The 15,054-nt window shown below is 60.8% G+C and carries 15 protein-coding genes; 11 read left to right on the forward strand and 4 right to left on the reverse strand.

Features of this window, described 5'->3' with window-relative positions; translation table 11 throughout:
• Positions 1–32: 32 nt before the first annotated feature.
• Positions 33–2,894 (forward strand): DUF1553 domain-containing protein, encoded by a 2,862-nt coding sequence (locus ACILSE_RS14940; RefSeq protein ID WP_395718212.1) that lies wholly within the window; start codon positions 33–35, stop codon positions 2,892–2,894.
• Here ACILSE_RS14940 and ACILSE_RS14945 read toward each other — a convergent pair.
• Positions 2,887–3,381, reverse strand: a complete 495-nt coding sequence (locus ACILSE_RS14945) for a tol-pal system YbgF family protein (protein WP_395718213.1) — start codon at positions 3,379–3,381, stop codon at positions 2,887–2,889. The genes ACILSE_RS14940 and ACILSE_RS14945 overlap by 8 nt on opposite strands.
• 62 nt (positions 3,382–3,443) lie before the next feature.
• Positions 3,444–4,730, reverse strand: coding sequence for a sulfatase (locus ACILSE_RS14950; protein WP_395718214.1), 1,287 nt, complete (start codon positions 4,728–4,730; stop codon positions 3,444–3,446).
• A 69-nt stretch (positions 4,731–4,799) separates the two neighbouring features.
• Between ACILSE_RS14950 and ACILSE_RS14955 the strand changes: the two genes are divergently transcribed.
• From ACILSE_RS14955 to ACILSE_RS14995, 9 genes are all read left to right on the forward strand, one after another.
• Entirely contained in the window at positions 4,800–5,066 is a 267-nt protein-coding gene (locus ACILSE_RS14955; RefSeq protein WP_395718215.1) for a hypothetical protein, read from the forward strand.
• 47 nt (positions 5,067–5,113) lie between these two features.
• On the forward strand, positions 5,114–5,410 hold the full coding sequence (locus ACILSE_RS14960; RefSeq protein ID WP_395718216.1) for a hypothetical protein: 297 nt from the start codon (positions 5,114–5,116) through the stop codon (positions 5,408–5,410).
• Positions 5,410–6,753 carry a radical SAM protein gene (locus tag ACILSE_RS14965; protein ID WP_395718217.1) on the forward strand — a complete coding sequence of 448 codons (1,344 nt, stop codon included), beginning with the start codon at positions 5,410–5,412 and terminating at the stop codon, positions 6,751–6,753. Before ACILSE_RS14960 ends, ACILSE_RS14965 begins: the two co-directional genes overlap by 1 nt.
• Positions 6,750–7,490 (forward strand): prolipoprotein diacylglyceryl transferase, encoded by a 741-nt coding sequence (locus ACILSE_RS14970; protein ID WP_395718218.1) that lies wholly within the window; start codon positions 6,750–6,752, stop codon positions 7,488–7,490. The genes ACILSE_RS14965 and ACILSE_RS14970 overlap by 4 nt, the downstream gene beginning before the upstream one ends.
• 249 nt (positions 7,491–7,739) lie before the next feature.
• Complete coding sequence (locus ACILSE_RS14975; RefSeq protein ID WP_395718219.1) at positions 7,740–8,270, forward strand: hypothetical protein; 531 nt, start codon at positions 7,740–7,742, stop codon at positions 8,268–8,270.
• 66 nt (positions 8,271–8,336) lie between these two features.
• On the forward strand, positions 8,337–9,113 hold the full coding sequence (locus ACILSE_RS14980) for a hypothetical protein (protein ID WP_395718220.1): 777 nt from the start codon (positions 8,337–8,339) through the stop codon (positions 9,111–9,113).
• A 45-nt stretch (positions 9,114–9,158) separates the two neighbouring features.
• A complete protein-coding gene (locus ACILSE_RS14985) occupies positions 9,159–9,929 on the forward strand; it encodes a hypothetical protein (RefSeq protein ID WP_395718221.1) in 771 nt (256 codons plus the stop codon).
• Positions 9,930–10,030: 101 nt separating this feature from the next.
• Complete coding sequence (locus ACILSE_RS14990) at positions 10,031–10,825, forward strand: hypothetical protein (protein ID WP_395718222.1); 795 nt, start codon at positions 10,031–10,033, stop codon at positions 10,823–10,825.
• A 74-nt stretch (positions 10,826–10,899) separates the two neighbouring features.
• A complete protein-coding gene (locus ACILSE_RS14995) occupies positions 10,900–12,360 on the forward strand; it encodes a DUF1501 domain-containing protein (protein ID WP_395718223.1) in 1,461 nt (486 codons plus the stop codon).
• Between the two features lie 26 nt (positions 12,361–12,386).
• Here the strand turns inward: ACILSE_RS14995 and ACILSE_RS15000 are convergent, their stop codons facing one another.
• Entirely contained in the window at positions 12,387–13,361 is a 975-nt protein-coding gene (locus ACILSE_RS15000; protein WP_395718224.1) for an endonuclease/exonuclease/phosphatase family protein, read from the reverse strand.
• Positions 13,362–13,447: 86 nt separating this feature from the next.
• On the opposite strand from ACILSE_RS15000, the gene fabG reads away from it, so the two are divergent.
• Positions 13,448–14,194 carry a 3-oxoacyl-[acyl-carrier-protein] reductase gene (gene fabG, locus ACILSE_RS15005; RefSeq protein ID WP_395718225.1) on the forward strand — a complete coding sequence of 249 codons (747 nt, stop codon included), beginning with the start codon at positions 13,448–13,450 and terminating at the stop codon, positions 14,192–14,194.
• A gap of 21 nt (positions 14,195–14,215) precedes the next feature.
• Here fabG and ACILSE_RS15010 read toward each other — a convergent pair whose 3' ends face one another.
• Entirely contained in the window at positions 14,216–15,052 is an 837-nt protein-coding gene (locus tag ACILSE_RS15010; RefSeq protein WP_395718226.1) for a lysostaphin resistance A-like protein, read from the reverse strand.
• Between the last annotated feature and the right edge of the window lie 2 nt (positions 15,053–15,054).

Genomic DNA, 15,054 nt, shown 5'->3' on the forward strand with positions numbered 1-15,054 from the left:
CGGGACGCCTCTCGTTTGCCTTGCGCCCCCCAATGCGCGCTATCCTGTTTTCGCTGACCCTCGCCACCGCTGCCTCAGCCGCGGACATGACGCATTTTGAGCAGAAGATCCGACCTCTGCTGATCGAGAACTGCATCGACTGTCATGGCCCCGACAAGCAGAAGGGCGGCCTGCGCCTCGATTCGCGTGGTGGATGGCAGACGGGCGGGGATTCCGGTCCTGCCATCGTCCCCGGCAAGCTCACCGACAGCAAGCTCTGGCATGCGGTCACCTACTTCGACCGCGATTTGAAAATGCCGCCGAAGCGCAAGCTCAAGGACAGCGAGATCGCCGATTTGGAGCTCTGGATCGAGTCTGGAGCGCCCGATCCGCGTGATGCCGTCGCCAACGCGGGCGGCAAACACACTCAATCTCGCGCTGACGCCAGTTTCTGGTCCTTCCAGCCGCCGAAGGCCGTGCCGCCACCGGCGGTGAAGAACGCCGCATGGCCTGCGAATGACATCGACCGCTTCATCCTCGCCAAGCTTGAAGAGAACAACCTCACGCCCGCGCCGGATGCTGAAGCTGCCACGTTTCTGCGAAGGCTGTCGTTTGACCTTACCGGACTACCGCCGGTTCTGGACAAGGAGACAATCAGACAATCAGACAAGGAGAAGGGTAGCGCGGTCATCTCATTGTCTGACTACGAACAAATGGTTGACTCTCTTCTCGCTTCCGATGCCTTCGCGGAGCGTTTCACCTCGCACTGGCTCGACATCACGCGCTTTGCGGAGTCGAGTGGTGGTGGGCGCTCGCTGCCGTTCAAGGACGCGTGGCGTTTCCGCGATTACGTTCTCGAATCCATCCGTGACAACGTGCCCGTTGACCGCATGATCACCGAGCAGATCGCGGGCGACCTCTTGCCGCATGAGAATGCCGCCCAGCGCCGCCGCCAGCTCACAGCGACCGGATTTCTCGCGCTCGGCCCCACGAATTATGAGGAGCAGGACAAGGGCATGCTGCGCATGGACATCGTCGATGAGCAGCTCGACACCATGGGGCGTGCGTTTCTCGGCATGACCATCGGCTGCGCCCGCTGTCACGATCACAAGTTCGATCCCATCTCGACTCGTGACTACTACGCGATGGCCGGCATCCTGCGGAGCACGAAGACTCTCAAGAACTACACCGACAATGTCGCGCACTGGATCGACACCCCTTTGCCGCTCGACGGCGAGGCTGAGACGCGGATGCAGGCGCATGAAAAGCAGGCGGCCGTGCTCAAAGATCAAATCGCGGCACTCAAGGATGATCTGCGCGATGTCGGAAGCGCTGATTTGCGCAGCAAGAAAACCATCTCCCCGTCCGACCTTCCCGGCATCGTCGTGGACGACACGGAGGCCCAGAAGGTGGGCTTCTGGAAGCCATCCACGCATTTCGGCCCCTTCATCGGCGCCAGCTATGTGAGCGACCAGAACGAGGCCAAGGGCGAGAAGACCATCACCTTCACGCCGAAGCTGCCAAAGGCCGGACGCTACGAGGTGCGCGTGGCCTTCAACGCCGGCCCGAACCGTGCCGAAAGCGCCACCGCCACCATCCTGCATGCCGACGGCGAGGACTTGAAGAGCTTCAAACTCGCCACGGACAATCTCAAAGGCCTGCAATTCGCCTCCCTGGGCACCTTCCGCTTTGAGGCAAACGGCCAGGGCTTCGTCCTCATCACGAACGCGGCCTCCCAAGGCTATGTGACCGTTGATGCCGTGCAGTTCCTCCCGGTCGATGACAAGGACGTCGCCGAGGTGGCGGCCTCCAAAGAGTCACCCAATGCCAGAAAGCTCAAGACGCGCCTCGCGGAGCTCGAAAAGCAGCTCAAAGCCATGCAGAAGGACATGCCCGAGCGGCCCGAGGCCATGTCGGTGGCGGACGACACCGCGCCTGAGGACGCGAAGGTCCACATCCGCGGCAGCATCCGCAATCTCGGCGCCCCTGTGCCACGCGGATTCATTCAGGCGGCGATGCGTCCAAACGCGCCCAGCATTCCGGCCGACTCCAGTGGTCGTCTGCAATTGGCACAGTGGATCACCTCCCGCGACAACCCGCTTACCGCCCGTGTCATGGTCAACCGCGTGTGGCACTGGCTCTTCGGTGCCGGCATTGTGCGAACCACGGATAATTTCGGCTCCACCGGCGAGCTTCCCAGCCATCCTGAGCTGCTCGATCATCTGGCGATCAAGTTTATGGAGGACGGCTGGAACCTGAAGCGGCTGGTGAAGGAGATGGTGATGTCCAGGACGTATCGGATGACTTCGCTCGCGCCGCCGGTCACCCATGATCCCGACAACCGCCTCCTCTCCCGCATGAACCGCAAGCGTCTGGATGCTGAATGCATTCGCGATGCCATGCTCGTCTCGGCGGACACTCTGGAGCGCAGTTTCGGCGGTCCGGGAGTGCAGGCCTCGGCGGTCGATGCAAACGACTCGAAGATCCAGAACCTCGAATACGGCTACACCTTCAACGACACACGCCGCAGCGTGTACACCGCCGCGTTTCGCAACGTCCGCCACCCGCTGTTTGAAGTCTTCGACTTCGCCGACATCAACCAGCCCATCAGCCAGCGCACGACGAGCACCGTGGCCACGCAGGCGCTGTTTCTCATGAATTCGCCCAAAGTCATCGAGCAGGCCCGTTCCGCGGCCGATCTCGTGCTCAAATCGGCTAAGGACACGGAAAAGCGCATCCGCATCGCCTTTGAAAAATCGCTGCAGCGTCCGCCGACAGGCAATGAGAGCTCGCAAGTGCGGGAATTCATCGAATCCAGTGGTTCGGGCAATGCGACGGCCGAAGAGACGCGTGACCTGTGGGCTCGATTCATCCAGACCCTGTGGGCGACGCCTGAGTTCCGGTTCCTCAATTGAAGCGGGCGTCAGGATCGTCTTCCGCATTGTCTGCCTGCTCCTGCTCAAGGTCAGGAAAACGACGACGCAGCAACGCATTATATTTGTCCGCCAGTTCCTCGTCACCCATCTGACGTGCCAGCTCGATCAACTCCAAATGGGCGTCACGCTCCTCGGGATGAAACTCGATGATGTTCTCGTATTGGGTCACGGCATCCTCGAAACGTCGCTCCATCCGGTAGCGCCGTGCCAGCAGGTAGGAGACGGGTGGTTTCTTGAAAGTGTCCGACGGGTAGAAGAGGTTCGCGAACGGTCTGGCGATTTGTTCTGCCAGCCAGAAGGCCGTTTCAGGCGCGATCAGGAGGACCGTGCTCACGAACGCCACCATGCTCAGGATCACCGGCCCCGCCGCGCCCATGCCCTGGATTTTGAACGCGGCCTTCATCAGCCAGATGCTGGCCGCCAGGGACAGCACCGCAAGAAGCCAGCGTGTTCGCACAAAACTCATGCGGACATGATAAGAGTCGCTCCTGACAGTTCAAACGACCTTGTGGCACGATGAGTCCGTCATCACGGCTTCCACCAAGCATCCAGTTTGGCGCTCAGCGCTTTCACTTTGCCGGCATTGTCCGCCGCGAGGTTCTTCTCCTCAGTCGGATCGGCCTTCAGGTCGTAGAGTTCGACGACATCATCCGGTTGGTTGGCTTTGTTCGGCACGATGAGCTTGTCATGGCCATCGACGATCCAGCGCCAGCGCAGGCTGGCGGCGGGAACGTTCAGATCGACGAAGTTGTGCGTGAAGCACTCGCCGTAGATCGTCTTGCGTGCGTTGACGGCGGCGTCATCGAGCAGGTTGATGCCGGGCATGGCCTTCGTCGGCTCCAAACCTGCCGCTTTGAGCAGTGTGGGCGCGAGGTCGATCGACTGGGCGAGTTCGTCCGACATATTCGGCGTGACCTTGCCCGGCCAGCGGATCATGATCGGCGTTCGCAGGCCGCCGTCATACTGGCTTTGCTTCGATTTGTCCGCGTAGCGGCCGGTTTGCGGGTTGGTGATCCAGCCGTTGTCAGTCACATAGACGATGATCGTGTTCTCCTTCATGCCGTTGTCGTCGATGTGTTTCACCAGTTCGCCGCAGGTCTCGTCAAACCAGTCCACCATGGCCCAGTATTTCGCCACGTGGATGCTCGGGGCCTTGTCCTTGTATTTGTCGAGCAAGCGCTGCGGCGGCGTGTGCGGATCGTGCGGCATCATGGGCGCATACCAGACGAAGAAGGGCTTCTGCTGATGCTTGGCTTCGCCGATGAAGTCATAGATCGGCTGCATCGTCTTGCGGCCGATGTCGAGGCCCTTGTCGCCGTGGCGGCCGCCTTCGGTCATGCCGTGGGTGAATCCGCCGCGTGAGTAGTGCTTCTGCCACCATTTGCCGGTTTGCAGGCTCAGGTAGCCTTTCTGTTTCAGCATCGTCGGCAGGGTGCCTGCTTCTTCGAGGTGCTTGCTCATCACCTCACGGCCCGCTTCAAACTCCGGCCCTTTCGCCTGGCCCTTTTTTTTGCCAGCACCGGGCACGAGGGGCGGGTCGTTGCTCGTCACCTTGTGTTGGTGCGGGTATTGGCCTGTGATGATCGTCGCTAGGCTCGGGCAGCACAGGCTGCTTGTCACATAACCGCGGCGAAAGGCCAGACTCTCGCTTGCCAGCTTGTCCAGGTTCGGTGTCTGGATGGTCTGGTGCCCCATGAAGCCGTAATCGCTCCACAGATGGTCGTCGGAGATGATCATCACGATGTTCGGCGGTGTGTCGGCGGCGGAAACGAACAACGGCAAGACGAGCAGGGAGAGCAAAAGTCGGCGGATCATGGGCGCAGGAGAACGAAAGGGTGGGAAAGCATCTTGCCAGCGGCTTTCATGAACGATTCAATCTGGCCTATGGATGACAAACACAACCCAAGGCCGGCTGCGAAGGGCGGGTGGTGGTTCCTCTGGATTCTGGCCGCCGTGCCGATGCCAGGCATGGCACCTTTCCTTCACGCGGACAAAGCCCTGGCGCTTTGTCTTGTCGCTCTCGTGCTGCACTTCATCGCCAGCATGAAGCTCGACCGGAAGGCTTTCTGGCAGTCGGCGCTGATCTTCTGGGGTGGCTGGGTGCTGATGGTGGTCTCCTTCTTTGCCGGCTGTGTTTACGCTCCCGTGTGATAGAAAGCCTCTTGCCAGAGTCCTTGGTTCACGATTCAATCAGCCACATGAATGAAAATAGCCCTCAGCCAGCGCCCGAAAAAGGCCCTTGGTGGTTTGTTTGGATTCTTAGCACGGTGATCTTTCCCGGCGCTACTTTTGGCATGTTGGCTTCAAACACCCGGTACCTGGAGGTGATCGTGGGCGTGGTTGGGTTCGTGACTTTCGTCATGCATATCGTTTCCAGCGTGAAACTGGGCAAAGGCGGTTCCGGCTGGCTCACGGCCGGACTGATCTTCGGCGGCTGGGCCTTGATGTTTGTGTCGCTCTTCGTCGGCTGTGTCGTTCTGGTCAGCCAAACCTGATGAGCGCGACCATCCTCAAACGCACCACCTCGCGCTGTCCGCAGTGTCATTCGCCGTGCCCGGCCACGGTTGAGCAGGTGGATGGGAAGGTGTTCATGAAGCGCCGATGCATCGCGCACGGGGAGTTCAGCGCCTGCATCGCCAGTGATGCGCGGTTTTACTGGCTGGCGCAGGGCAGGGAAGAGAACCGCTGCTGCTCCGGCGGCGCGTGTTGCGATGCGACGGGCAAAAACGCGGGAACCCTCGGCCGCAACGCGGAGGGAAGGGGATCGGACCCCATCGAGACGCTATCCACCTGCCTCGCTCTCATCGAGATCGTGAACTCGTGCAATCTCGCCTGCCCGACCTGCTACGCGGACTCGCCCGTCGGCATCGGTTCCAAAGTGGATGCGGTGCCCATGGCCGAGATTCAAGCACGTGTGGACGGTTTGATCGCACGCAAGGGCAAGATCGAGATCCTGCAACTTTCTGGCGGCGAGCCCACGCTCCACCCGCAACTGGCCGAAATCTGCCGCTGGGCGAAGCAGCATGAGCAGATCGACTTCCTGCTCATCAACTCGAACGGCGTCCGCTTCGCGAAGGAACCCGCCCTATGCCACGAACTCGGCGAAATCTTCCGCAACGGCGGTTTGCAGGTCTATTTGCAGTTTGATGGCCTGCAGGAGGCCGGACACAAAGCGCTGCGCGGAGCCGATCTGCGCGAAGTAAAGCGTCAGGCGCTCGCCAACCTCGCCGCGGCAAACATTCCGGTCACGCTGGCGATGACGGTGACACACGACAACCTGCCGCACCTCTGGCAGACGATTCGTTTCGGCCTCGATGACGCAAATATTCACGGCATCACCTTCCAGCCGGAGTTTCTCAGCGGACGCAATGAAGCGGCCAACGCCAAGCAGCGACTCAACACTGCCGACATTCTGCTTGCTGCGGTGGAGCAGTCGCAAGGCGGCTTGCGCTTCGAGGACTTCACGCCTTTGCCCTGCGGTGATCCGAACTGCGCCACGATTGGCTACCTCATTCGCCGTGGCGATCAGGTGTGGCATGTCAGCGACTTCCTCGACTTCACGAACCTGCAAGGCTTCCTGCAGGACAAGATTCACTACACGCTCGAAGACCTCGCCAAATGCGGCTGTGAGAACGAGCCGCTCGGCGAACTGCTCAAGACGCTGGAGAAAACGCGCAGCATGGCCTTCCGGCTCATGGTGAAGCCCTTCATGGACGCGTGGACGTGGGATGAGGACCGCATCGACCGCTGCTGCACGCATGTGATCCGGCCCGATGGCAAGCTGGACTCCTTCTGCCGCTACTACTCCGGTTTTCCTGACACCAAGGCCGCTTTGTGAACCCGCCGCCTCAGCACCAGTTCCTTCCCGGCAGCCCGGCGTATGCCGCGCTCATGGCGGCGGGCATTTTGATCGGTGCGTTCTATTGGTATCGTCTTGCGAAGGGCCAAAGCGACCTGCTGCTGATCTATCTCGGCGCGCTCGTGGGCGGTTTCGCCGGCGCGAAGATCGCTTACCTGATCGCGGAAGGCTGGCTGGAATGGCAGCAGCCGGACCGCTGGCTGCGCTGGGCCACGGGGAAATCGGTGCTCGGCGGCCTTCTCGGCGCGTATGCAGGCGTGGAGATCACGAAGCATCTCACCGGTCACAAGCAGTCCACGGGCGATGCCTTCGCAGTGATCGTGCCCGTGGGCATCCTGCTGGGACGCGTCGGCTGCCATGTGAACGGCTGCTGCCTCGGCAAACCGGTCGCCGGTGTGTTTGCCGCGCGCGATGTCAACAGCATCGCCCGCTGGCCTGCGCCCTTCATCGAAGGGGCGTTCCAGGTCGTCATTTTCATCACGATCCTCCTCATGCAGCGACGCGGTGTCTTGCGAGACCGATTGTTTTTCTTCTACCTCATCGCCTACGGCCTGTTCCGTTTCGCGCACGAGTTCATGCGTGACACGCCGAAGGTTTTCCACGGTCTGAGCGGCTATCAGTTCATCGCGCTGGCGATGGCGGTGCTGGGTTGGGTGATGTTGAGGCAGCGGACGAAGACGATGCTTGCTTCCAAGAAGCTGATTGTCCAGGATTGAGGCATGAACCGGGACGATCTTCGTCGCATATTGTTTGTTACATCAGTGTGCCTATTTTCCCTTCCATGGCTTACTCCATGTGTCCTCGGAAGTTTGTCCGCCGTTGCCATCAGGGGAACTGGGCGTGTGCTGTTTGGGAAACCTGACTCAGAAGTGCGGTTCTCCGATCAAGTCGTCCAGAACCAGAGCACGGGCGCGTCTTCAGGCCGGGCGTTGATTGTTCGTGAGAATCAGTCAGTCCCTCGGGCAATGCTGATCACTGCTGCGGAACTCGAAAAGACCGAGGGTATGAACTACTCCCGCCCAGGCCTGTCATTGCGTGAAAGATCAGCCGCTGGTTTTGAGGCTGTGGCCAGTGCTCTTGAGGAGGCTGACGGCACTGATTCCACCAGTAGTCGAAGCCATGATCCGCGCACAAAAGTATTCAACATCGCCCGTCACAAGGTGGTGTTGTCCGATGCTCCCTTTGTATTGCTCGATGCGGACGATCTTAGATTTGTCCAGCGTGGACGGGAAAAGCATCCTTTCATGGCCCTGGCCAGCACGAACACCGGGCTGCAGGCCAATGCCACCATCATCACTTCGGACGGCAACTTCTTTGCCTCGGCGCAGCGGATTCATTACAGAGCACCATCCCGTGAGCTTGTTTTGGAGGGTAATCCTGTGGTCCAGCATGGCCGTCGTCAGGTCAAACCATCCCGGCCCGGTAAGCTGATGAAATTTAATTTAATCACTTATGAGGTGACTGTGAGCGGCCCTGCAGTGGAGTCTAAGTTCTGACCTCGGGCAACTCATCCATCGTATTCCATGCTTGAAACTCACTCCTGTGCCGCCAGCCTTCCTCCCATGAAACTAAACATGCTCAGACGCTGTGTGTTCATGCTGGCCGCGAGTTTGCTGGTGCTGCCATGGCTCACGCCCTGCACTCTTGGGGTTGGTACGGTCGGAGCGGCCCTGGTTTCTGGTGTCAGTCGTAAGGTGGAAGGCGATGATGAGGTGCGTCATCGCCTGCGTGATCCGCAACTCAAGGCATGGGCCGCGAAACCCGGGCCGCAGATAAAGATCCTTGACCAGGCTCGAATCACACGCGGCATGATTATTCAGGATTCTGAACTCGCGACCAATGGCAAGATTCTGCAGGTTACATCGAAGGACGGTGTTGTTCAGAAAGGCTCTACGTCCGCCATGAACAGCTTGGCAACGCTGCTTGCCCTGTCCGATCTGACAACCCAGTTTATGGCCAGCTCGAGCAATGGCACACCCTTGTCGCCGTGGCCCTCGAAGAATAAGAAACGCCGGGAAATAGTGCTTTCGCGGTCGCCTTATGTGCTGCTGCAGGCATCTGTGATCGCATATGCCGGCAAGGAAAGTCATCAGTCTCAACTCATGCGGGCCACCGGTGGTGCCAGACTGACCGTCATCACCCCTGAAGGCACTTTCTTTGCTTTGGCGAGTCGCATCCATTTGCGTGGAGAAGGCACAGAACTGTTGCTCGAAGGCAATCCCACCGTCCAGAGTGGTCAACAGCACATAAAGGCGGAAAAGCCGGAGGCGCTGATGAAGCTGAATTTTGCGACGCGCACAGTCACGATTGAAGGCAAAGCTCGCGAGACTCGTTTCTAGCCTGCGCGGCATCAGTTTGCCCCTTGTTTTATGGACAGATTCACAATGAAACGTATTGTGTTTGGGTGTGCTGCCTGCGTGCTGGCGCTCCCCTGGCTCGCTCCCTGCACGTTCGGCCTCGGCACCATGGCCTCCGGGCTGGTCAACAAAGTATCGCGTCCGTTGGTGGCGGAACCGCTGGATTATTTGCCGCATCCGGATTTGAAACAGTGGGCGGCACGCCCTGGGCCGATGCTTGAGGTCCGCACAGTCGGAGCCATGCCCGCGTCTCTTTTCATCCGTGATGATGAATTGCCTGGAGACAAGACGAAAATAGCTTCACGTCCTGGGACGGACATGCGCGGCAGGGCGGGCAGTTTTGTGGGAATGATCTCGACGCTGCTGGCCATCACGGACGCCAGCACGCGTGGTTTCCTCGAAGATGGGGATGGCGACATGGGAATCCTGGATGACATGCCGGGCAGGGCGGAGGATGACCGCCGCCAACTGGCCTTGAGCGAGTTTCCCTTTGTGCTGCTTCAAGGCGAGGAATTGCGTTACCTCGACGATGGCAAAGAACACTGGCCTAGGCTCGCCCGTGCCGACAAACGTAGCAAGGTGACGGTCATCACACCGGACGGCACGTTCATCGGCATCGCCAGGCGCATTCACTTTCGCAGTTCATCCACAGAGGTCATTCTCGAGGGCGATCCGACCGTGCAGTCCGGCCAGCAGCACCTCAAAGGAGCGAGGACTGACGCGGTCATGCGGCTGGACTTCAAAAAGCGACTCGTGACCGTCAATGGGCCGGTGGTGGAGAAAAAACTCTTCCGCTGATGCGCGCATCTGGGGCGTCGCGCAGGTTACCTGCCCGGTTTGACAGGAAAGGCGCGAATACGGGCTTGCCTCGGTCCTGCCGCTTGAAGCAGCATGGCGGGATGAAGCGTGAAAAACTCCGCCGTGCTGTGTTTGTGGCCGTCGTCTGCCTGCTGTCCTTCCCGTGGCTCACGCCATGCGTCGGCATCTGGTCCGCAGCCGCAGTCAATGGCGTGCATGACTCGGTCACTAAGCGAGACGAGCCACTGAGCCGCTTGCCTGAAGCGAAACTCAAGGAGTGGGCGGCCAAACCGCTACCCAGGATTGCTGTTCTCGCACATCAGCCTGTGCCTTCCAGTCTGCTGATTGCTGATGCGGAGCTTTCCGCCTCCAACGGCGGAAGAAACGCATCACGACCCGGCACCTTCGTCGGCAAAGGTGCCTCCGCGCTGGTGGATGGCGTGACTTACACGCTGACTTGGGTGGACCCTTTCACCTGGGTTTCGGGCAATTCACTCGGCATGGCGCCGACGAAGCCCGACCGGCGGCTGGTGCTGTGCGAATCGCCTTTTGTGATGATCGAGGCGGGGAGCATTCGCTATGCGCGTGAAGGCAAATCTGGCGCGGTTCGTCTCGCGAAAGCGACAAACGCCAAAGTGACGGTGATCACGCCCGAAGGCTCCTTCTTTGCGCGTGCGCAGCACATTCATTACCGCGGGCCGTCGCAGGAGGTTCTGCTGGAGCGTCCGTGGGGCGTGTTTTCCAGCACGCAGAACCTCTCCCCGGCAAAGCCCGGCTCATTGATGCGATTGAATTTCGTGAAGCGCGGCGTTTCGAGCCCCGGCGGGGTGAATGACCAGAAAAGAAGCCGAATCGATTCGATCTTCGTGCAAAAACATCCCGCAGCGGGAAGGTGAGGGTGACGAAGACAGCGCGGATGAAAGGCAGTCCGCCGCAAGCCTCCGGCGTTCCATGACGTTCTGTCCTCACCATGGACCCCTTCCTCGAATTTCACCGGCAGCAGACCCGCAGGCAGTTTTTCGGCGACGTCGGCCTGCGCGCGGGCAACATCGCCCTCGCCAGCATGCTCGGCTCGCAGTTTGCCGGCGCCGCGTCGTCCTCGGTTCACACGCCGATGCCTGGATTGCCGCATTTCGCGCCAAAGGCGAAGCGCATCATCTACCTGCACATGAACGGCGCGCCCTCGCAGCTCGACCTGTGGGACTACAAGCCGCAGCTCCAGCAGCATTTTGACAAGGACCTGCCCGAGAGCGTGCGCAACGGCCAGCGCATCACCACGATGACCAGCGGCCAGTCGCGCCTGCCGGTGGCGCCGAGCATGTTCAAATTTGCCCCGCACGGCCAGTGCGGCCGTTTTGTCAGCGAGCTGCTGCCGCACACCGCGAAGATCGTCGATGAGATCGCCGTCATCAAAAGCGTCCACACCAGCGCGATCAACCATGACCCGGCCTGCACCTTCGTCATGACCGGCAGCGAGGTGCCTGGCAAGCCGAGCATCGGCTCCTGGCTCTCTTACGGCTTGGGCAGCGAGAGCAACGATCTGCCGTCATTTGTCGTCTTTACACCGAGCTTTCCCGCCACCGGCAACGCGCAGGCGCTCTTCACCCGCATGTGGAGCAGCGGCTTCCTGCCCACGAAATACAGCGGCGTGGCCCTCCGTGGTCAGGGGGACCCCGTTTTGTATGTGAAGAATCCTCCGGGCGTCGATCCGTCCGACCGCCGGGCGATGCTCGACGCGCTGAACCGGCTCAACACGATCAATCACGACCGCGTGGGCGATCCTGAGATTCAAACACGCATCGCCCAATATGAGATGGCCTTCCGCATGCAGACCAGCGTGCCGGAACTGACCGATCTGAGCAAGGAGAGCAAGGCGACGCTCGACATGTATGGTCCGGACGTGCAGCGCAGCGGCAGTTTCACCCACAGCGCCATTCTGGCCCGTCGTCTCATCGAGCGCGGCACGCGTGTCGTGCAGATCCTGCATCGCGGCTGGGACCAGCACAGCGGCCTGCCGAAAAACATCGCCGCGCAGGTGAAGGACACCGAGCAGGCCTGCGCCGCGTTGGTGATGGACTTGAAGCAGCGCGGTCTTTTGCAGGACACGCTCGTCGTCTGGGGCGGCGAATTCGGCCGCACCGTCTATTCCCAGGGCACGCTGACGAAGGACAACTACGGCCGCGACCATCATCCGCGCAATTTCACCATGTGGATGGCTGGTGGCGGCGTGAAAGGCGGCGTGGAGCACGGCGAAACCGACGACTTCAGTTACAACATCGTCAAAGATCCCGTCCACATCAACGACCTCAACGCCACGATCCTCCACCTCATGGGAATCGACCACCGCAAGTTCAGCTTCAAGTTCCAGGGCCTCGACCAGCGGCTCACCGGCGTGGAGGAGCATCATCCGGTGAAGGCGGTGCTGGCGTAAAGTGGCCATCACGCTCCGTGTGTTGGCTAGCGCGTGATCTCCGCTGTCACCGAACGGTGATCTGATCCCATCTCCGGTCCGATCACGCGTTTCTGAAGGCTCAGGCCGCCTTTCACGAGCACATGGTCGATGGGAATCATCATTGGTAGCTTGAGTCCCCAGGTGGGCGGCCAGACGGGATCGACGCAGCGGAATTGCAGGCCGCTTTTCTCGCACAGCAGCCGCATGCCCTCGCACCAGGGCGTGGCGTTGAAGTCGCCGACCGCGATGACCTCTCCTTCGATGGTCCCGGCGATGATTCCGATTTCGGCAAGCTGTGAGCGCCATTCTCTCGCGCTCAGGCCGCCCATCGGCGGCATTGGATGCGTGCCGATGAAGGTCAGCGGCACGCCGAGGTGGTCGAGATTCAGCAGCACGGACGGCAGGCCCCAGATCGTGAAGCGCCGCACCTCGCTGCTCTTTAAAGGCAGCCGCGTGTAGCAGGCGATGCCGAAATTTCCGTCGTTCATCTCCTCGACGCGATGCGGATACTTCACGCGCAGCGGCTCCAGGCTCAGACGCCATGTCTCGTCCACCTCCAAGAGGCAGACGATGTCCGCGTCCGCCTTCAACACATGCTCGATGGCGGCGACGTGGTTTTCATTGCCGGTCATCACGTTGAAGGTCATGACGCGCAGCGTCTTGCCGGCTTTCGGTTCGGCTTTCTCTGCCGTCTGGTGGAACGCGTGAATGATCTGCGCGTTCCAAAGCAGCGAGATCAGCGTCACGATCACCAGCCAGGTGCGGCGGCGGATCAGCGCGAAGAGCAGCACAAGCGCGCACGCGACGAGGTATTGCAGCCGGAAATGCGAAAGCAGGTCGAGCGTCCAGTGATGACGACCGAGACTGCCCAGCCACGTGCATGAGAGCGAGAGAAAGGCGATGACCTCGCAGAATCCGCCGAAGGAGATGGATGGTTTCAGCAGGCTGGGTTTGTCGGCGGGTGGCGCGTCTTCACTCATCGGGGTTGGAGAGCATCATGGCGTGCATCCGAGGCGCATGCACCTTCTTCTTGCGCGCGCATGGCCGCCGTTCATGGATGACAGTCATGGGCAAACTCCAAGACAAGATCGCAGTCGTCACCGGTGCCGGACGCGGCATCGGCAAAGCCATCGCTGAAGCCTTCGCCGCCGAGGGCGCGAAAGTCGCCGTCGTCAGCCGCACACAGGCCAACGCGCAAAGCGCCGCCGACGCCATTAACGCCGCGCATCCCGGTGCCGCGAAGGCCTACGCGCTCGATGTGGCCGATGGCGCGGCCTGCGCGGAGGTCGGGAAGCAGATTCTCGCCGATTTCGACCACGTGGACATCCTGGTGAACAACGCCGGTGTCACGAAGGACGGCCTGCTCCTGCGCATGAGCGAGGAGGACTGGGACGCCGTGCTCGACACGAACCTCAAGGGCGCCTTCAACATGGTGAAGGCCGTGCAGCGCAGCATCCTGAAGCAAAAAGGCGCGCGTATCATCAACATCAGCTCCGTCATCGGCCTCATCGGCAACGCAGGTCAGGCCAACTACGCCGCCAGCAAGGCCGGCCTCATCGGCTTCACGAAGTCGCTCGCCCGCGAGTTCGCCGGCCGTGGCGTCACCGCGAACTGCATCTGCCCCGGCTTCATCGCCACCGACATGACGCATGTGCTTAACGACCAGGTGAAGGAGGAGATTTTGAAGAAAATCCCGCTCGGCGACCTCGGCCATGCCGAGGACATCGCCGCCGCGGCTCTCTACCTTGCCAGCCCCGCCGCGAGATACGTCACCGGTCAGGTGCTCACCGTCGATGGCGGCATGGTGATGTGACCGGCCTCCTTTGCTGGAGGGCTAATTCACATCCAGAAACATCATCCCGAGGATGCTCGCGCTGTTGAACATGGCGTGCAGCAGCATCGGAGCCAGCAGGCAGCCGGTGATCTCGTAGGCCAGGCAGAAAAGCACCGCCAGCATGCACAGCGGCAGCAGGCTGCCGACGTGCATGTGAATGACCGCGAACATCAGCGATGATGCCAGCGCCGCGAATGGCGCGTCCGTGTAGCGCTTCAGCACGCCATACACAAAGCCTCGAAAGAGCGTCTCCTCCGCCAGCGGGGCGATGACGACGGCCGCGATGATCACCAGAAACCTGAAGCCGACGCTGCCGGACTCCTGGAACGCGCGCACCGTCTCCTGCGGCTGCTGGTCCGGCCAGAACTTCTCCAGCCACTTCACCGTGGCCGCGGAGACAAGATTCACCGAGATCAGGATGATCACGGCGAAAACCAGCACCACCAGCGCCAGCGAGCGCCAGTGGATGTGCTGCATGCCGAACAACTCCGCCGGATTCAGCCCGCGAATCCGGTGCAGGTAGGTCAGCAGCGCGACGCAGACAAGGAGATTGAACACCATGCTGGCCACGAGACCGCCGGCGCTCATGCCCGCGCCTTCGCCAGCCTCTCCGGCCTCATGTGGCTGGATGGCGAGGATGAAAAATAGGCCAAGGCCTGCCAGCAGCATCAGATCCGGCGCGGCATACGGACGCGAGAGCACCTGTCCCTCATGATTCCAGGCAAACTCGGGCCGGTAGCGCCGCATCATCCAATAACCCGCCAGCGCCAGCGCCGTGGCGATGCTGATATAAATCGAAAGATCGCGCAGGACCCCGGTTGTGAACGCGTCCGGCATGT

Origin of the sequence: Prosthecobacter sp. (assembly GCF_044236155.1) — a bacterium.
Lineage (GTDB): Bacteria > Verrucomicrobiota > Verrucomicrobiia > Verrucomicrobiales > Verrucomicrobiaceae > Prosthecobacter.